General features: G+C 67.1%; 16 protein-coding genes. 3 read left to right on the forward strand and 13 right to left on the reverse strand.

From position 1 onward, the window contains the following. Positions 1 to 10: 10 nt before the first annotated feature. The 3 genes from D578_RS0109060 to D578_RS0109070 are packed head-to-tail and all read left to right on the forward strand — an operon-like array spanning position 11 to position 4,004. On the forward strand, positions 11 to 949 hold the full coding sequence (locus tag D578_RS0109060; protein WP_018949647.1) for a MoxR family ATPase: 939 nt from the start codon (positions 11 to 13) through the stop codon (positions 947 to 949). Further along, the gene (locus D578_RS0109065; protein WP_018949648.1) at positions 931 to 1,953 is read left to right on the forward strand and encodes a DUF58 domain-containing protein; all 1,023 of its coding nucleotides are present in this window, start codon (positions 931 to 933) and stop codon (positions 1,951 to 1,953) included. Before D578_RS0109060 ends, D578_RS0109065 begins: the two co-directional genes overlap by 19 nt. Then, on the forward strand, positions 1,950 to 4,004 hold the full coding sequence (locus D578_RS0109070; RefSeq protein ID WP_051076334.1) for a DUF3488 and transglutaminase-like domain-containing protein: 2,055 nt from the start codon (positions 1,950 to 1,952) through the stop codon (positions 4,002 to 4,004). Before D578_RS0109065 ends, D578_RS0109070 begins: the two co-directional genes overlap by 4 nt. A gap of 114 nt (positions 4,005 to 4,118) precedes the next feature. Here D578_RS0109070 and iscR read toward each other — a convergent pair whose 3' ends face one another. From iscR to D578_RS0109135, 13 genes are all read right to left on the reverse strand, one after another. Next, positions 4,119 to 4,598, reverse strand: a complete 480-nt coding sequence (gene iscR, locus D578_RS0109075; RefSeq protein WP_018145846.1) for a Fe-S cluster assembly transcriptional regulator IscR — start codon at positions 4,596 to 4,598, stop codon at positions 4,119 to 4,121. Positions 4,599 to 4,962: 364 nt separating this feature from the next. Next, entirely contained in the window at positions 4,963 to 5,550 is a 588-nt protein-coding gene (locus tag D578_RS0109080) for a L,D-transpeptidase (RefSeq protein ID WP_018949650.1), read from the reverse strand. Between the two features lie 13 nt (positions 5,551 to 5,563). Next, on the reverse strand, positions 5,564 to 7,072 hold the full coding sequence (gene purF, locus D578_RS0109085) for an amidophosphoribosyltransferase (RefSeq protein WP_018949651.1): 1,509 nt from the start codon (positions 7,070 to 7,072) through the stop codon (positions 5,564 to 5,566). Positions 7,073 to 7,432: 360 nt separating this feature from the next. Then, positions 7,433 to 7,984: a CvpA family protein gene (locus D578_RS0109090; protein ID WP_018949652.1), complete on the reverse strand. Its 552-nt coding sequence runs from the start codon at positions 7,982 to 7,984 to the stop codon at positions 7,433 to 7,435. A 79-nt stretch (positions 7,985 to 8,063) separates the two neighbouring features. Next, positions 8,064 to 8,663, reverse strand: a complete 600-nt coding sequence (locus tag D578_RS0109095; RefSeq protein ID WP_018949653.1) for an SPOR domain-containing protein — start codon at positions 8,661 to 8,663, stop codon at positions 8,064 to 8,066. 111 nt (positions 8,664 to 8,774) lie between these two features. Further along, positions 8,775 to 10,112 carry a folylpolyglutamate synthase/dihydrofolate synthase family protein gene (locus D578_RS0109100; RefSeq protein WP_018949654.1) on the reverse strand — a complete coding sequence of 446 codons (1,338 nt, stop codon included), beginning with the start codon at positions 10,110 to 10,112 and terminating at the stop codon, positions 8,775 to 8,777. Positions 10,113 to 10,120: 8 nt separating this feature from the next. Beyond that, on the reverse strand, positions 10,121 to 11,086 hold the full coding sequence (accD, locus tag D578_RS0109105; protein WP_018949655.1) for an acetyl-CoA carboxylase, carboxyltransferase subunit beta: 966 nt from the start codon (positions 11,084 to 11,086) through the stop codon (positions 10,121 to 10,123). Between the two features lie 36 nt (positions 11,087 to 11,122). Beyond that, the gene (gene trpA, locus D578_RS0109110; RefSeq protein WP_018949656.1) at positions 11,123 to 11,956 is read right to left on the reverse strand and encodes a tryptophan synthase subunit alpha; all 834 of its coding nucleotides are present in this window, start codon (positions 11,954 to 11,956) and stop codon (positions 11,123 to 11,125) included. Further along, positions 11,953 to 13,161, reverse strand: a complete 1,209-nt coding sequence (gene trpB, locus D578_RS0109115; RefSeq protein ID WP_018949657.1) for a tryptophan synthase subunit beta — start codon at positions 13,159 to 13,161, stop codon at positions 11,953 to 11,955. Before trpB ends, trpA begins: the two co-directional genes overlap by 4 nt. Continuing rightward, entirely contained in the window at positions 13,148 to 13,789 is a 642-nt protein-coding gene (locus D578_RS0109120; RefSeq protein ID WP_018949658.1) for a phosphoribosylanthranilate isomerase, read from the reverse strand. The genes trpB and D578_RS0109120 overlap by 14 nt, the downstream gene beginning before the upstream one ends. A gap of 71 nt (positions 13,790 to 13,860) precedes the next feature. Continuing rightward, complete coding sequence (gene truA, locus D578_RS0109125) at positions 13,861 to 14,712, reverse strand: tRNA pseudouridine(38-40) synthase TruA (RefSeq protein WP_018949659.1); 852 nt, start codon at positions 14,710 to 14,712, stop codon at positions 13,861 to 13,863. Between the two features lie 11 nt (positions 14,713 to 14,723). After that, entirely contained in the window at positions 14,724 to 15,392 is a 669-nt protein-coding gene (locus D578_RS0109130; RefSeq protein WP_018949660.1) for a hypothetical protein, read from the reverse strand. 195 nt (positions 15,393 to 15,587) lie between these two features. Continuing rightward, positions 15,588 to 18,047, reverse strand: a complete 2,460-nt coding sequence (locus D578_RS0109135; protein ID WP_018949661.1) for a FimV/HubP family polar landmark protein — start codon at positions 18,045 to 18,047, stop codon at positions 15,588 to 15,590. Positions 18,048 to 18,116: the final 69 nt, after the last annotated feature.

An 18,116-nucleotide genomic window follows, 5' to 3' on the forward strand; every position in this document is an offset into this window, starting at 1 on the left:
CGAGGCTCGAATGTCATCGGCCAAGGACGCCCTGCAACAGGTAGAACGCGCACTTAACGATGTCCTCCTTGGCAAACCCGAGCCGGTGCGTCTGGCGCTGGCCTGCCTGCTGGCCAACGGGCATCTGCTGATCGAAGACGTGCCCGGGGTGGGCAAGACCACTCTGGCCCACGCGCTGGCCCGGGCGATGAACCTCGAGTACCAGCGCGTGCAGTTCACCAGTGACCTGCTGCCTGGCGATGTCCTCGGCGTCTCCATCTTCGAGCAGGGCAGCGGCCAGTTCCGCTTCCACCCCGGACCGATCTTTACCCAGGTCTTGCTGGCCGACGAGATCAACCGCGCGCCCCCGAAGACCCAGAGTGCCCTGCTGGAAGCGATGGAAGAGCGTCAGGCCAGCGTGGAGGGCGCCACCCGCGAATTGCCGGTGCCGTTTTTCGTCATCGCCACCCAGAACCCAGAGGAACAGGTCGGCACTCACCCGCTGCCGGAATCGCAACTCGACCGGTTCCTGATGCGCATCCAGCTTGGCTACCCGGACGCCGGTGCCGAACGGGCCCTGCTGGAACGCAGCGGTCCAGCCCCCGCGGCCGCACCGGTGGCGGAGACCCACCCCAACCCGCCCACCCTGGTGGCCCCGCACCAGTTGCGCGAGTGGCAGGACCGGGTGGCCGAGGTCCACGCCGACGCCGCGGTCCTCGACTATCTCCAGGGCCTGCTAAGCGCCAGCCGCGACCGTGCGCGCTTCGCCCATGGCCTGTCACCGCGTGCCGGACTGGGGCTGCTGCGCGCGGCGCGGGCCCATGCCTTCCTCGACGGTCGCGATTACACCACCCCAGACGACGTCGCCCGCGTGCTGCCGTCGGTCGCCGGGCATCGCGTGCGGGCACGCGAGCCGGAGGCCCCCGAACGCACGGTCGCGCGCCTCATGGAATGCGTCCCCACTCCGTGACCGGCCGCGCCGGCTCACGCAGCCGAACGGCCCGCCTGCGCGACGACGCGATCCGCTGGATCACCCGGCGTCACGCGCACGATGGCGACCAGGCCCGGCTCGGGCGCGACCGCATCTACATCCTGCCCACGCGTGCCGGGTACACCCTGCTCGGCATCATCCTGGTGATGCTCCTGGGGTCGATCAACTACTCCAACAACATGGCATTCCTGCTGACCTTCCTGCTGGTGGGCATTGGCCATAACGCCATGTGGTACACCCATCGCAACCTGCTGGGGCTGCAGATCTCCACCCTCCCCGTCCCTCCGGTATTTGCCGGTCAGCCGCTGACCCTCCCGCTGCGCCTGGCCGAAACCGCCGGACGGGCCCGCGAGGCCCTGATCCTGCGCATCGGGGCGCGCGCCACCGCTCCCTTTCCGGTCCCGGCACAGGGGACCCACACCGCACAGCTGGAACTCCCCGTCCTCGCGCGGGGCGTCTACCGCCTGCCACGTCAGCGGCTGGACACGCGCTACCCGCTGGGCATTCTGGAGGCCTGGAGCTGGCTGACCCTGGCGCCCGAGATCGTGGTCTACCCAACGCCGATCGATCCGGGGCACACCGCCGGGGGCGATGGCGAAGACGCCGCCGGGGCGCACGACCGGCGCGAGGGGGATGCGCCCGACCAGATCCGCCCCTACCGCACGGGCGACCCACCCGGTCGCATCATCTGGAAGGCCTTCGCCCGCAGCGGCAAGCTGCATGTACGCGAATTCGCCAGCGGCCAGGGCGATCGCCTGTGGCTGGAATGGAAGGCCATGCCCGCCTCGGATACCGAGACCCGCCTGTCCATGCTGTGCCATCAAGTACTCGCGGCCCACGCGGAGGGCCGCGTCTTCGGCCTGCGCCTGCCCGACCAGGCCCTGGAGCCGGCCCAGGGCGTCATTCACCGCGATCACTGCCTGCAGGCCCTTGCGCGATTCCGCAGCAAACCGGTCGAGTTGAATCCGGAGGCGGGCCGATGAGGGGCAAGACCCCCTCACCTCCACGCCGCACGGATCTGCGCGGATTGGAGCTGGCCCTGGTCGCCCTGCCGGTCGCCGCCCTGCCACACGTCTGGCATCAGCCGCCGTGGATCACCGCGCTGGTCGTGCTCGCCATCGTCGCGCGGGCGTGGCTGCTGGGCACGGGCCGCCCCGCGCCCTCGCTGGGTGTGATGAGCGTGCTGGCCGTGATCGCCGGCGGCCTGACCTTCGCCCAGTTCGGCACCGTATTCGGCCAGGAGGCCGGCACCGCGCTGCTGCTGGTGATGATCGCCTTCAAGCTGCTGGAGACCCGCAACCGCCGGGACATCGTGATCGCACTGTTTCTCGGCTACTTCGTTGTCGTTACCACCTATTTCTTTGACCAATCCATCCTGATCGCGGCCTATTCCCTCCTGGCCACCTGGCTGCTCACGGCCGCGCTGATCCAGGTGCACGCCGGACGCGTGATCCCCCGCCCGCGCCTCGCGCGGCAGGCGGGCGCAATGCTGCTGCATGCCCTGCCCTTCATGCTGATCCTGTTCTTTGTCTTCCCGCGCGTCGAGGGTCCGCTGTGGGGCGATCCGCAACGCGAACAGACCGCGCGCACCGGGTTGTCCGGCGAGCTCAATCCCGGCGATATCGCCAACCTGCTGCAGGACGAATCGACCGCGCTGCGGGTCGAGTTCGACGGCCAGGTGCCGCCCCTGCGGGCGCAGTACTGGCGCGCCCTGGTCATGACGGATTTCGATGGCCGGCGCTGGTCCGCTGACGAAAACCGCTCGGTGATCCAGCCGGCGGCCAGCGACGCCGACAACGTCATCCGCTACACCGCCACCCTGGAACCCACGCGAGCGCGCTATCTGCCGATGCTGGATTACCCAAGCGCCCTGCCCGAGGATGCCGAGCTGCGCGCGAACTACCAGGTCCTGCGCGATCGCCCCGTGACTAGCCGCATCCAGTACAGCGCCGGGGCAGCCCTGACCACGCCACCCGGAGCGGGCGAACCCACACTGGACCCACAGGAGCGCACCCGCGCGTTGCACCTGCCGCCTTCCGCCGCGCCGCGTTCACGGGCCGAGGTCGCCTTGTGGCGCGCCACTCACGGAGACGACGATCGCGCCATTATCCAGGAGGCCCTGCAACGCTTCAGCGCCGAGCCATACCGCTACACCCTCCAGCCGCCACGACTGGAAGACGACTCCACCGACACCTTCCTGTTCGAGACCCAGGCCGGCTACTGCGAGCACTATGCCTCCGCGTTTGCAGTCCTGATGCGCGCGGCCGACATTCCGACCCGCGTGGTCACCGGCTACCAGGGCGGTGCGTGGCAGGAACGCGGCGAATACCTGCGCCTGCGCAACGCCGATGCCCACGCCTGGAACGAGGTCTGGCTGGATGGCGAAGGCTGGACCCGGGTCGACCCCACCGCCGCCATCGCACCCGAACGCATCGAACAGGGGCTACCCGGCCTGGCCAGCGACACCGGCGAGGAGATGCCCGGCTTTCTCCGCCGCGGGGAGGGGCTCTCCTGGCTGCAGCGGGCTCGCTTCGGCATGGACGACTGGGGCGACTTCGTGCGCTTTCGCTGGGAGAGCTGGGTGCTGGCCTTCGACCCCGAGCGCCAGCGCGAGCTGTTCGCCCGTCTGGGGCTGGACTCGCAGGACTGGCGCTCGGTACTGATCGCGCTGGGAGCCGGATTCGGCAGCCTGGCCCTGATCGCCCTGGCCTGGGTATGGCTGCGCCGGCCGCGCCAGCGGCGGTCACCCGCCGATCGCATGCTGCAGCGGCTATCGCGCCGCATCGCACGCCACGACCGCGGCCTGGCGCGCCAGCCCCACGAGACAGTCGATGCCTGGTCCCGCCGCGTCATACTGGCGCGTCCCGATCTGGGTGAATCCTTAATGGCCTTCGCAAAGGCCTACAACCGCCAGCGTTTCGCACCGTTGACGCCCGAACAACGCCGGGATGATTTGCGCCACCTGCGTACCCTGCTGCACGCGGTGCCGCGCGGGAAGCCGCCCGCGCCCAAGCCGGACCCCGTCCACGCATAGTGCGCGCCCGTGTTTCCGGCGCCCCAAACGACTCGGGGCCAGCCGGTCTTTCTGACCCGGCCGGCCCCGTTTCCTGTCCACGATCCGCGTTAGCGAATCGTCCCGCGTGACGCCTTATGCCGCGTCGTTGCGGAAGATGAAGTGGTGCCGGGCACCGCGCCGCTCGTCCTGACGCCGCGCGACCTTCTGCACCTCCGGACGGTTGGCGAACTGCGCCAGGGTAATCCCGTCGAGGAAGTCATAGAGCTGCTGGCTCAGGTCGTCCCACAGCTCGTGGGTCAGACAGCGATCGCCGTCCTGGCAGTCCTTGTGACCCTTGCAGCGCGTCACGTCGACCGACTCATCCACCGCCGTAATGATGTTGGCGATGCTGATCTGGTCCGCCCGCTTGGCCAGGCGATAACCGCCACCCGGGCCCCGCACGCCTTCCACCAGATCGGCCTTGCGCAGCTTGGCGAACAGCTGCTCGAGGTAGGACAACGAAATGCCCTGGCACTGCGAGATGTCGGCAAGCGTCACGGGACCGATCCGGTCGTGAATCGCCAGATCCATCATGGCCGTCACTGCATAGCGGCCCTTGGTTGAGAGTTTCATGCTTGTTGCCTCCGAATAACCTTGAGTATGTGTCCTGCTCGACATCCGTTCGCAGGCTCGCATCCATTCTTAATTCTTGACAGTGCCTGTCAGGAATAATTCCTTACTTACCTGACAATGGTAGTCGGGAATAATTCCCTTATTCTAGCAGGCGAATGAGCAAAGATCACGGAATGCTAACGTAGGTATTCAGAACCGTTCCATGCCGCGGAGTTCCCCGGCACAAGACCGCGTCGGCGACGGGCTCGCACTGGCAGGAGGCATTGGGGAGGGAGGAACGAAGAGATAATCTGCCCGAGCGGAGACCCGCTCGGGCAGATGGGCACCGGAGATGACGGATGCGCCCGTGCGGGCACTTGGGTTGTCAGCCGTGCGGCTGGCTGAGGTCCGACACGGCCGGGCCATCGAGAATCATCACCAGCGTCCCGACCGGCAGGCGCGGGAACAGCTCGATCACTTCATCGTTGCGCATGCGCACACAGCCCACCGAGGCCGGTTCGCCAATGCGCCCCTCCTCGTCGGTCCCGTGGATGTAGATGTACCGGCGCAGCGAATCCACATTGCCGCCCCGATTGATGCCCGGCTCCAGCCCTTCCAGCCAGAGGATCCGCGAGGTGATGTTGTCGCGCGGGCTTTGCGCGCCCGGTTCGGTCAGGATTTCCGCGATCTGGCCGGTGTTGCCGCGGGCACGGAAGATCGTGCCCCGCGGCGCGCTGTCACCGAAGCGCTCGGCAATCCGATGCAGGCCCAGCGGCGTCTTGAAGGTGCCCTCTTCGAAGCCCACCCCGCGCGCCGAGGTGGACACATCGAAGATATCCGTCACCCGCCCGGCCTCCCAGACGTACAGCCGCTGCTGGTCCACCCGGACCACCACCACCGGGACATCATCCGCATTGGGGGCTCGCTCGCGGGCATCCCGGACGACGGGTTCGATCCATTGGAGACTGGGCAAGAGCACCTCGCGTCTACTTCTTGTTGGCCAGATCCAGCACCTCGCCCGCGACCGGCGTGTTCATCAGCCCATCGCCGCGCAGCGCCGCGAGGTGCTCCAGGTAGTCCGGAGGCAGTCCGGTCACGTACTCCCCGGTGAAGACCGAGCAATCGAACTCCTGGATGTTCCGGTTGCCGCGGCGCACGGCCTTTTGCAGGTCTTCAAGGTCCTGGTAGATCAGGCGGTCGGCGGCAATCGCCTCGCACACCTGGGCCTCATCCCGACCGTGGGCAATCAGCTCGTCGGCGGCCGGCATGTCGATCCCGTACACGTTGGGAAAGCGCACCGGCGGCGCCGCCGAGGCGAAATAGACCTTCTTCGCTCCCGCCTCGCGCGCCATCATCACGATCTCGCGCGAGGTCGTGCCACGCACGATGGAGTCGTCCACCAGCATCACGTTCTTGCCGCGGAACTCCAGCGATATCGCGTTGAGCTTCTGGCGCACGGATTTTCGCCGCTTGGTCTGGCCCGGCATGATGAACGTACGCCCGATGTAGCGGTTCTTGATGAACCCCTCGCGGTACTTGATGTTCAGCTCGTGCGCCATCTCCAGCGCCACGGTGCGGCCCGTATCCGGGATCGGCACGATCACGTCGATGTCATGGTCCGGCCAGATGCGCCGGATCTTTTCACCCAGCGCGGTCCCCATGCGCATGCGGGCACGGTGCACGAACACGTTGTCGATCACCGAGTCCGGGCGCGCGAAGTACACATGTTCGAAGATGCAGGGGTTCAGGCGGGTGCCCTCGGCACACACACGCGTGCTGACCTCGCCGTCCGGCGTGATGAATACCGCCTCCCCCGGTGCTAGGTCCCGCTCAAGATCAAAGCCCTGGGACTCCAGCGCGGCACTCTCGGAAGCCACCATCCATTCGCGCCCACCCTCTTCGGCCTCGCGCGAGCCGTAAACAATGGGTCGAATGCCGTGCGGATCGCGGAACGCCAGAAGGCCGCCCCCGGCGATCATCGCGACCACCGCATAGGCGCCTTCTGCCCGCTGATGCACGCGCTCCACGGCATCGAATACCGAATCCGGGGTCAACCCGTTGTCGAGGAAGCGCAGCAGCTCCTGGGCAAACACGTTCAGGAGGATCTCGGAGTCCGAGTCGGTGTTGATGTGCCGGCGATCAGTGGCGTACAGCGCCTGCTTGAGCTCGCGGGCGTTGGTCAGGTTGCCGTTGTGTCCCAGCGTAATCCCGAATGGCGAGTTCACGTAGAACGGCTGCGCCTCGGCGGAGCTGGACGAACCGGCCGTCGGGTAGCGCACGTGGCCGATACCCATATGGCCGGTCAGGCTCTGCATATGCTGGTTGTTAAACACGTCACGCACCAGACCGTTGTCCTTGCGCAGATGCAGCCGCCCGTCATCGTCACAGGTCACAATGCCCGCGGCATCCTGGCCCCGGTGCTGCAATACCAGCAGGGCGTCATAAAGGGGCTGGTTCACCGGGCTGCGCCCGACGATTCCGACAACTCCACACATACGGTTTCAGGCTCCAGGGTTTTGCAAACGCTGCGCTGCAAACGCCGTTTACAGCTTGCTTTTAGGGAAACGCTGATTAATGTACACGTTCGCGCTCGAGTCGATTTTGCGCGCGAACAAGGCGCGGCGACTGCCGTGCAGTCACTCTGCACAAGGGAGCCGCAACGCCGTGCGCACGCCCGTTTTCGTCAACAACGGTCGGCCGAGCCCGTTCATTCAATAGCTTGTCGGGTTGGTGCCCCAGGTTCCCCGATCCTGCGTTGCACCCCTTGCCGGTAGAACCACTACCGGCTGCGGGCCGCGCCTTGTCTCGGAAAACCTGGGGCACCAACGCGAACGTGTACATTAATCCGTGTTTCCCTAGGGCGTCGCCGGCTCGTCGACGTCGGGGATCACTTCTTCTACCGGCTCGTCGCTCGCCAGTAGATCATGGATCTGTTCCTGCCAGCCTTCCGGCAATTGGGCAATCAGCCAATCCACCAGGCGCTCGAATTCCGGGATCAGGCGGCTGTTTTCCCACCAGGACTCGTCCGGCATCAGCGTCAGCGAGGCAAGGAAGATCAGTACCGCCACCAGTAGCACGCCGCGCAGCAGTCCGAAGATCACGCCCAGCGAGCGGTCGGTACCGGTCAGCCCGGTCCCCTTCACCAGGCGGTTGGCCACCACGCCGAGGATGCCGCCCACGATCAGGACACCGATGAAGATCAGGGCGAAGCCGATCCCCAGGCGCAGGGTGGCATCCGAAACCGCCTGGGGAATCTGCTCCGCCACCTCGGCCGCATAGCGGATACCCAGCCACACACCCACGATCCACGTGGCAAGCGAAAAGGATTCGCGCACGAAGCCACGGAAAAGGCTGATCAGCCCCGACACAACGATCAGGGCGATGATGATGAGGTCGATCCAGTTCACGGGGTCGGCATCGCGTGCTGAAAGGGCGCGTAGTTTACCCCAGCCATCGGTTCCTCGCAGGGCGCCCCGGTCATGGCCATCAGGGGTGTGCCACCACAATGCCGGACAGCTCCAACTCGTCCTGCAGGCGTGCGCCCAGCTTCACGGCCTCCTCGCGCTGGGCCAGCGGTCCGACCTTCACCCGGTAGATCGGGCGGCCATCGGCGATGGAGTCATCGATGAAGGCGGGCCAGCCCGCGTCGCGCAGGCGGGCAGCCTGCTCGCGGGCGTTGTCCTCGCTGCGGAAGCTCCCGACCTGCACCGCCCAGCCGGCCTGCACCGGCTCGTCCGGTTCCACCGGGCGCACCGGGGCTGCCTCCCGGCGGGCCCCCGAATCCTCCGGATCCGCGTCGGCCGCCCGCGCGCCCTCGCCATTATCCAGGCTGTGCAACTCGGCAACCGGCCGGTCACGTTCCGCTGCCGGGGCGGGCGGCGCCTTGTCCCGGCGCGGCGTGGGACGCTCCGATGGCAGGGCGATATCGGGTTCGGCAAAGGTGGGCGCCGCGGGCACCGGGTCATCGATCCCGCTCATGTACTCGTAACCCGCCCCGTCGAACAACCAGGGCAGAAAGATGACCGCCAGCACGATCAGGATGACCGCGCCAACCAGGCGAAAGCGGATGGGATTGTCGCTGGTCATGCGGTCACCCGAGAGCGGCTGCCAGGGCCAGTTAAGGAAACACTACGCGCCTGTGACAGTACGCCGGCTCCCGCCGGCGCCGCAAGCCGGCGGGCACGACGCTCCTGATGCTCAAAGGGCATATACAACCTCGCCCGCGCCACTGAGCGCCTCGGCCTGCCCGGAAAGTGCCACGTCGGCCAGATCCTGCGACTGCTCCAGCACGGCCGCCACGGTGTAGAACGAGCCGAACACCACCACCCGGCCACAGGGTCCGGCGCAACGCGTTGCTTCCGCGATCGCGAGCGCGACGTCGTCCACGCGAGACACCGGGCGTTGCCCGCTCGCCTCCAGCTCGTCGGCCAGCGCCGCGGCGGGCAATGCCCGCGGCAAATCCAGCGGGACCGGCACCCAGGCATCGACGAGGCCATCCAGACGGCTCCACATAGCGGCACGCTCCTTGTCCGCCATCACGGCGACCAGGGCCACCACCGCGCCCGGGACGGGATGCGCCTCCAGCCAGCGGGCGAGTTCGCCCACCGCATGCACGTTGTGGGCAACATCCAGCAGCCATTCCGGCTCGCCGTGCACCACCTGCAGACGCCCCGGCGCCGAGACCGCCAGGGCCCGACTGACGACACCTTCGTCGAGCCCCCGGGCCAGTCCCAGTGATTCGACCACCGCGAGGGCCGTCGCCGTGTTCAGGAGCGCCGCACCGTCGATCCGGGCGGCTGCGCCCTCGACTCGCCACTCGCGCTCCATCCCCTGCCATTGCCATCGTAGCGTGGTCCCATCGCGCGTCAGGGTGAAATCACGCCCGCTGCGCAGGACCTGCGCCCCCAACTGTTCGGCATGCTCCAGCACGCTGGCCGGCGGTTCGGGCTCACCCAGCACTACCGGGCGACTGGGGCGCATGACACCGGCCTTCTCGCGTCCGATCGCCTCGCGACTGTCGCCCAGCCAGGTCTGATGGTCGAGGTCCACCGCCGTGATCGCAGCGACGTCGGCATCCCAGATATTCACGGCATCCAGGCGCCCGCCCAGACCCACTTCCAGCACCTGCACCGCGACATTCTGCTCGCGGAACAGCCAGGCCGCCGCCAGTGCACCGAACTCGAAATAGGTCAGCGAATCCTCGCCGCGGGCCTGGTCGATCGCCTCGAAGGCACGGCACAGGGCGGCATCGGAGACGGGCTCGCCGTCGATCCGGATACGTTCGTTGTAGTGGAGCAGATGTGGCGAGGTGAACAGACCCACCTTCAGCCCCTGGCCCTGCAGCAGGGCCGCGGTACGCGTCACCACCGTGCCCTTGCCGTTGGTCCCGGCCACGATCACGGTGGGTGGTCCACCGGCCCCGCGCAGCCCCAGGCGATCGGCCACCAGGGCAATGCGCTCCAGGGTCAGATCCATCCCCACGGGGTGCAGTTGCTCCTGGAAGGCAAGCCACTCCGCCAGGGTCGTGAAGCGCACCGACTGCCTCAGGAGGCGCGCGGCGAGTCGACGCGCTCGACGTCCTCGCCGTTCTCGGGGCTGATCACCTCGACGGCCCCCTCGCCTTCCGCCTCATCCGCGGTCGGGTCGGCGCCCGGCGCCGGGGCGTGGGTCAGCATGCCCAGCACCGCAGCCAGACGACTGCGCATGTCGCGGCGATCGACGATCATGTCGATTGCACCATGCTCGACCAGAAACTCCGAGCGCTGGAAGCCCTCGGGCAGGGTCTCGCGCACGGTCTGCTGGATCACGCGCGGCCCGGCAAAGCCAATCAGGGCATTCGGCTCGGCCACGTTGAGATCACCCAGCATGGCCAGGCTCGCGGACACGCCACCCATGGTCGGATCGGTCATCACCGAGATGAACGGGATGCGTTCTTCCTGCATGCGCGCCAGCACCGCGCTGGTCTTGGCCATCTGCAACAGCGAGAACAATGCCTCCTGCATGCGCGCACCGCCGGAGGCACTGAAGCACACCAGCGGGATGCCCAGTTCCAGCGAGCGGTTGGCCCCGCGCACGAAGCGCTCGCCCACCGCCGAGCCCATGGAACCGCCCATGAAGCGGAAATCGAAGGCAGAGGCCACCAAGGGGCGCCCCAGAAGCTGGCCCTGCATCACCACCATGGCATCGCGTTCACCGGTGGCCCTCTGGGCAGCCACCAGGCGATCCTTGTACTTCTTGGAATCACGGAATTTCAGGACGTCGGAGGATTCGATATTCGCCGCGATCTCTTCGCGGCCCTCGGCGTCCAGGAAGGTCTCCAGGCGCCGGCGTGCGCTCATCCGGCGGTGATGACTGCATTTCGGGCAGACATCGAGGTTGCGCTCCACCTCGGGGCGATAAAGCGTCGCGTCACAGCCCTCGCAACGGACCCATAGACCTTCCGGGACCCCGCGCTTGGTCGCGTTGTCGGTGCGGATGCGCGAAGGCATCAACTTCTCGAACCAGCTCATGCCGTCTCCCCGTAATTCGAATCGGCGCCGCGCATTCTACACCGTGGCTGCCGCGCCCGGGGAGCGCGCCGCATCCATGGCATGACGCATCTCACTGACCACCACCGCCGCCGCACGGGCAAAGCCGTCGGCATCTCCGTCGTGCTCCTCGGCCAGGCGCACGATCGCGCTGCCCACCACCACGGCATCGGCCACCTGCGCGACCTTCCCCGCAGTCTCGGCATCACGAATGCCGAAGCCCACGCCCAGCGGCAGCCCGGTGTGGCGGCGAAGACCTTCCAGGCGCGCGGCCAGTGCCGAGGTATCCAGGGTCTGCGAACCGGTCACGCCCTTGAGCGATACGTAGTAAACGAAGCCGCGCGCCGCCCGGGCCACATGATCGATACGTGCCTCCGAGGTCGTAGGCGCGATCAGGAAGATTGGATCGATGCCGGCCTGCTCCAGCAGCCCCACCACGTCCTCGCTTTCCTCCGGCGGCAGGTCCACCGTCAGCAGCCCGTCCAGCCCGGCTGCCTTCGCGGTCTGGGCAAAGGTCTCGTACCCCATGCGCTCCACCGGATTCAGGTAGCCCATCAGGACCACCGGCGTGGTGGTATCAGTCTTGCGGAACTCCGCCACCATGGCCAGCACATCGCGCAGCCCGGTCCCGAAGCGCAGGGCCCGCTCGCAGGCCTTCTGGATCACCGGGCCGTCAGCCATCGGATCGGAAAACGGGACGCCCAGCTCGATCAGGTCGGCCCCGGCCTCCACCAGTGCGTGCATCAGGGGCACGGTGGCCCCCGGCTCCGGGTCGCCCGCAGTCACGTACGGGATCAACGCCGCGCGATTCTGTTTGCGCAGTTCGGCAAAACGCTGCTCGATGCGGCTCATAGCGTAATCCCCTCGCGTTCGGCCACGGTGTTCAAGTCCTTGTCGCCGCGACCGGACAAATTGATGATGATGCTTTGGTCGGGACGCATCTGCGGAGCCAGATCCAGCACATGGGCAATCGCATGACTGGTCTCCAGTGCCGGAATGATGCCCTCGGTGCGGGTCATGCGGTGGAAGCCGGCCAGCGCCTGGTCATCCGTTACCGACACGTAGTTCACCCGGCCGATATCCTTCAGCCACGCATGCTCCGGACCCACGCCCGGGTAGTCCAGACCCGCCGAGACCGAGTGCGTACCGATGATCTGACCATTCTCGTCTTCCATCAGGTAAGTGCGGTTACCGTGCAGCACGCCGGGCTGCCCGGCGCACAGCGGTGCGGAGTGCCGCCCGGTCTCGACACCATCGCCCCCGGCCTCGACCCCGACCATCTCCACCGACTCGTCACCGAGGAACGCATGGAACAACCCGATCGCGTTGGACCCCCCGCCGACGCAGGCCACCAGGGTATCCGGCAGGCGGCCGGTCATCTCCAGGTGCTGCTCGCGCGCCTCGCGGCCGATCACCGCCTGGAAGTCGCGCACCATCGCCGGATACGGATGCGGGCCCGCCACGGTGCCGATAATGTAAAAGGTGTCGTCGACGTTGGTTACCCAGTCGCGCATCGCCTCGTTCAACGCGTCCTTGAGGGTGCGGGTCCCGGATTTCACCGCGACCACCTCGGCACCCAGAAGGCGCATGCGATAGACGTTCTGTGTCTGGCGCCGGGTGTCCTCCTCGCCCATGTAGACCACGCATTCCAGCCCCAGCCGTGCGGCCACGGTCGCAGTCGCGACGCCGTGTTGTCCGGCACCGGTCTCGGCGATGATCCGCTTTTTGCCCAGGCGCTTGGCCAGCAGGGCCTGGCCGATGGTGTTGTTCACCTTGTGCGCGCCGGTGTGGTTCAGGTCCTCGCGCTTGAGGTAGATCTGCGCACCACCCAGTTCCTGCGACATGCGCTCGGCGTGATAGAGCGGGTTGGGCCGCCCAACGAACTGCTTCAGGTCATGATCCAGCTCCGCCAGGAAGTCGGGATCCTGCATGTACTGCTCGTACACCGCCTGCAGCTCGTCCAGCGCCCCCATCAGGGTCTCGGACACGAAGCGCCCGCCATACGGCCCGAAATGCCCACGGGCATCCGGGAAAGCCGCCCAGTCAATCTTGTTCATCAGTCTCCACCTCGCATTGACGCACCGCCTGCACGAAGGCCCGCATGCGTCGTGCATCCTTGACCCCGGGCGCGGATTCCACCCCGGAACTCACATCGACCCCGTACGGGCGCAGGTGTTCCAGCGCAGCGCGCACCGAGTCCGCGTCCAGCCCCCCGGCCAGCAGCCAGGGCCGTTCCAGGGCATCGGGGACGCGCTGCCAGTCGAAGCGATGCCCCGACCCGCCGCTGCGCCCCCCACCATGGCTATCCAGGAGAAACCCCTGGGCATCCGGGTGCTGCTCCATCGCCGGGCGTGGATCCTGCCCCTCGCCCATGGCGATGGCCTTCAGATAAGGCCGCCCGAAGCGCGCGCAAAACGGCGCCGTCTCGTGCCCGTGAAACTGCAGGCAATCCAGCCCTACTGTCTGCAACACCTTTTCGACCCGGGACGGTTCAGGGTCCACGAACAGACCCACCGTGGTCACGAACGGCGGCAGCGCGGCCGCGATGACCGCGGCCTGCGCCGGCTCAACCGCCCGCCGACTCGCTGCATGAAACACCAGCCCGATGGCATCGGCCCCAGCCGCCGCCGCGGCGCGTGCCTGTTCCGGGCTCGTCACTCCGCAGATCTTCACCCGATAACGCATGCGCCGCCGGCCTCCTCATATCCGGTCGCAAAGCCTACCAGAACCCGGCGCGCTATCCGGCTTTCCCGCAATCACCCCGGCCCATTCCCCGGGACGCCGTCGAGAACCGGCCCCGCGGCGATCGGCAGCTCGAACTCCACCGGATAATCCACATGCACGAAATAGAGTCCGCCGGCCGGCGCGGTGATCCCCGACGCGCGCCGATCGCGCGCCGCCAGAACCTCCTGCGGCCAGCCCGGATCGGCCCGCCCATCCCCCACGGCCAACAGCACGCCGGCGATATTGCGCACCATGTGATGCAGAAAGGCATTCGCGTGGATGTCCAGGATCACAAGTGCCCCGCGCCGGATGACCGACAGCGAATGCACGCGCCGCACCGGCGATTTCGCCTGGCAAGCCGCCGCCCGCAGGCTGCTGAAGTCATGTTCGCCAACAAAGGTCTGAGCCGCACGGTGCATGCGCTCCGCATCCAGCGGACGCCGCCACCAGGACACTCGCCCGGCCTCCAGCGCCGGACGCACCGCTCGATTCGCAATGACGTAGCGATACCGTCTGCCAAATGCGCCAAACCGGGCGTGAAACGCCTCCGGAACCGGTTGCGCCCACGTCACGGCAATGGCGTCAGGCAGCCGACTGTTGGCGCCCAGGATCCATGCCCGCGGTTCGCGCTGCGCCGGGGTATCGAAATGCACCACCTGCGCCGTGGCATGGACTCCCGCATCGGTGCGCCCCGCACAACTCAACTCGACCGGATGATTCGCCACAAACCCCAGCGCCGCTTCCAAATGCTGCTGCACGCTGGGACCGTCCTTCTGACGCTGCCAGCCCAACAACCCACGCCCGTCATATTCGACCCCCAGCGCCCAGCGTTGTACCCGCTCACCCGCGTCGTTGAAGCCCAATTGTGCGTGCGCCTCGGTCAAAGTCCCGCTCCTCAAAAAAACCACCAAGTGAGCCAGGCGGCCAGCACCCCGGCCCACAAGCCGATAACTGGCGTCCAGGGAACCGCCCGATTCTCCGGCCCATGCCCATGCTCCGCCGGGCCATCCTCCGCGCCCCACTGCCCGGAAAGGGCCTGATCCAGACGCTGCACCAGCCACTCGCGCACCGCTTCCAGCCGAGCCTTTCTCGCTCCCCCAAGCGCGTCCCGACGCGCCTTGGTCGCCGGCCGATCACCCTCGAAATAAACCAGCGCGAGGAACAGTCGCCGGGCGAAACGCTCGCCCCAGGCACCGAACACCTGCCAAGGTCCCCCAAGAACCAACCCGAGACTGCGTACGAGCACAGGCCTTGAAAACCGCTCGGTGAGCCAGACCACCAGCAGCAACACCAGGACCAGGGCGAGGATACGAGTCCCGGCCTCCTGGAGCCCAGCAGCAAGATTGCCACCCTCCATCGGCCACAGGCCATAGAAGACCAGCAGGGAGAGGTAGAACCACTTCATGCGCAGGATCAAGCGACCGGCTCGGCCCCAGGCAAACCCGCCGGGCCACGCCAGGCCGCCCACGAGCGCGGCCATTACCACGAGTACCCGCGGCTCGGCCGATACCAGCGCAGCAGAAGCTGCCAGCACCCCCAGCAACGCCCACACCGCCAACACCACGCCCGGCGGGTGCGGTTCCGATTCTGTCGGCAATTCGCAGGTCTTGACCAAGCGTGAACCGCCCTCGCAGCGATCGATGGAACCAAAAAGGCCCCGCCCGGGGTTTTGCCCCCGGGCGGGGCCGGTCTTCACACTGCGGGAGTCAGCCGAGACCGGACCGGGAATATCCCGTCCAGAACCTCGACTTCCCGACGATCACGAGCCCTGAATCTGCTCGCGGATCCCCTCGGCCTCGCGTTTCTGATCGTCGGTGCCCGAAGCCAGGACCTCGTCGATCAACTCCTGAGCGCCTTCCTGGTCCCCCATGTCGGCATAGGCCTGGGCCAGGCTCAGACGCGTAACATTCTCGTCCGCGTCCGCTCCTGCGGAACCATCCGCGGTTTCGCCCTGACCGGCAGCCGGCGCTCCGGAATCACCCGGGCCAAACAGGTCCTCGTCCAGATCCAGGCCAGGTTCCTGCGCCGTCTCCTCTCCGCCACTCGAGATGGAATCCGTCTCCGGCAGCTCGTTCTCGTCGAGGTCGAACGCGAGATTGTTGAGGTCCCCAGCTGAATCCTCGCTGGAAACATTACCTTCCGCGGCGTTCGCCAGATCCGCTTCCAGATTCTCGTCGAGGTCGAACGACAGGCCCTGATCATCCGTACCCGGCTCGCTCCCCGGACCTTCCGTTGCCTCGTCGGTCTCGGGAAGCTCCAGACCCGAGAAATCGATCTCATTGCTGTCGGATTCCGTCGAAGGCGCATCGCCGAGATCACCGGCCATCGCGCCACCGGCTGCAGCGGTGCCAAGGCCGGCCCCCTGACCAATCCGGGATTCAAGATCGGACAGGCGATCACGCGTAGTCGTATCACCCGCATCCAGCCGATCGCGCAGCGCACCGGCCGCCTGCCTTGCGCTCTCTTCATCCTCAAGCGCGAGATGTGCCTCGACCAATTTCAGGCGGTACTGGTTGTTATCCGGGTCGCGCTCGATCGCCGCATTGAGCGTCTCGACCGCCTGATCGTTCATGCCGTACGCCAGGCAGACATCTACCTCGGCCAGTACGTCATCGGTCGCCTCGCCTCCATTCTGACTGGTGCTGGCGACCACGACCTCGCCAACCTCTTCCCCCGACTCGGACGACAGGTGGGAAGACTCTTCCTGTTGCGTATCATCGCGTTCCGCGCCACCCGTCGCCGCGGCCGTGCCAACCACGGTGGCGGCGGCCGCGCCCGTCGCCGAGCGTTCGGACGAACCCATCCCCCCGGTCTCGTAACCGCGGGCATCGGAGCCGGTCGCCTGCACCTTGCTGTTGTCCGCGCGCGGCTTCAGGCCGGAACCATGTTCGTCGACCATCACCTCGCGGCGGCCGCCGCGGGCAAAAGCCAGCAACACCAGCAGCAGCAGAATGACCAGCGCAATCGCCATCATCAGCAGTAACGGATCATTCATGATGCGTTCGTGCAGCGGGGCATTGCGTTCGGCATCCGCGCGATCCAGACGGGTGCGCAGCTGTTCGCGCTCGGCGCGCAGCTGGCTCAGCTGTTCCTCGAGCCCAGCCATGTTCTCGCTGGACACCTCGGCCAGACGGCCACGCTCGCCAAGCTCCTCGCGCAGTTCGGAGAGCTCGTCGCGCATTCCTTCCATTTCGGCGCGCTGGGATAGCAGGGCTTCCTGCAGCAGCTCTTCGGAACCGCCCTGGGTTGCCCCGGCTTCGGCACCTTCCGGCAGCAGATCGGCGACGATCTCCAGGCGATCTTCGGCCGCCACTTCGTCGGTCGCGGCCTCGTCGCCCACCGCCGTTTCGTCCTCGGTCACGGCCGATTCCGCATCGGCCACCGCGGACTGGTCGTCCTCAACCGCCGCGGCAGCATCCTCGGAAACAGCCGCTTCTTCGTCCTCGGCCAACGCCTCGCCCTCGACACCCTCCTCAGCCGCGGTCGGAGCCGGCTCCGGTTCTTCGCGGGCGACACGAGTGGATTCCTGCCAGGAGCGCGTCTGGTCGGCAACCTCGGCCCGCGCCTCGGCGGTACTGCGCGCCTCCAACTGTTCGCGGGACGGCGTACGCAATTCCGCATCCGCGCGCAGCGAATTGATGTTGTTGCCCATGAAGGCCTGCGGATTGGCATCGAGGAACGCGAGCATGGCTTGCTCGTCGCTGTATCCCGAGACACCGCTGCGGCGCACCACCGCGTAGAGGGTGTCGCCGCTGCGCACCTGGATGGTTTCGCCTTCGCGGGTCGCCCGCGGTACTGCGCCGGAGTCCCGGCTCACGGCCGGCGCGGAAGTGCCGGAAGGCATCGTACCGGGCGGGTCCAGCAACAGCGAGACCTCGCGCATGGCGCGCCCGCCATCCCAGCGTGCCTCCAGCAACATGCCCACATAGGGCTCACGCACCGGCCGGCGTGTGGTCAGGATGATGCGGTCACCCTCGACCTGGATGTTCAGGTCCCCCGGAACACCGCCACGGTTCAGACCGGCGCGGCGGTACGCATCCTCGGATGCCTGGCGAATTCGCAGCGAATCGCCGGCGGCCGCCGTTCCCCGCAAGGGAATCTCCGCCCGCAAGGGCTGATTCAGGAAGGATTGAAGATTGATTTCGCCGAAGCCCACGGAGTTCGAGGACGCCGGGGCCACCAGCAGCAAGAACAAAAACCCAACCAATAACTTGCGCACGAATTCCCCCTGAAAATGCCACGTGGCCTTAATGCCCCGGCCGACACGGCCGACGACCCCCTGGCCACG

Origin of the sequence: Thioalkalivibrio sp. ALMg11, assembly GCF_000377905.1 — a bacterium.
Taxonomy (GTDB): Bacteria; Pseudomonadota; Gammaproteobacteria; order Ectothiorhodospirales; family Ectothiorhodospiraceae; genus Thioalkalivibrio.

Excerpts from the sequence above, each read along its gene's own strand:
- iscR (WP_018145846.1), bottom strand. The coding sequence starts at position 4,598 with ATGAAACTCTCAACCAAGGGCCGCTATGCAGTGACGGCCATGATGGAT.
- accD (WP_018949655.1), bottom strand. The coding sequence starts at position 11,086 with ATGAGCTGGTTCGAGAAGTTGATGCCTTCGCGCATCCGCACCGACAAC.
- D578_RS0109070 (WP_051076334.1), top strand. The coding sequence starts at position 1,950 with ATGAGGGGCAAGACCCCCTCACCTCCACGCCGCACGGATCTGCGCGGA.
- trpB (WP_018949657.1), bottom strand. The coding sequence starts at position 13,161 with ATGAACAAGATTGACTGGGCGGCTTTCCCGGATGCCCGTGGGCATTTC.
- trpA (WP_018949656.1), bottom strand. The coding sequence starts at position 11,956 with ATGAGCCGCATCGAGCAGCGTTTTGCCGAACTGCGCAAACAGAATCGC.
- purF (WP_018949651.1), bottom strand. The coding sequence starts at position 7,072 with ATGTGTGGAGTTGTCGGAATCGTCGGGCGCAGCCCGGTGAACCAGCCC.
- D578_RS0109120 (WP_018949658.1), bottom strand. The coding sequence starts at position 13,789 with ATGCGTTATCGGGTGAAGATCTGCGGAGTGACGAGCCCGGAACAGGCA.
- D578_RS0109095 (WP_018949653.1), bottom strand. The coding sequence starts at position 8,663 with ATGACCAGCGACAATCCCATCCGCTTTCGCCTGGTTGGCGCGGTCATC.
- D578_RS0109065 (WP_018949648.1), top strand. The coding sequence starts at position 931 with ATGCGTCCCCACTCCGTGACCGGCCGCGCCGGCTCACGCAGCCGAACG.
- D578_RS0109060 (WP_018949647.1), top strand. The coding sequence starts at position 11 with ATGTCATCGGCCAAGGACGCCCTGCAACAGGTAGAACGCGCACTTAAC.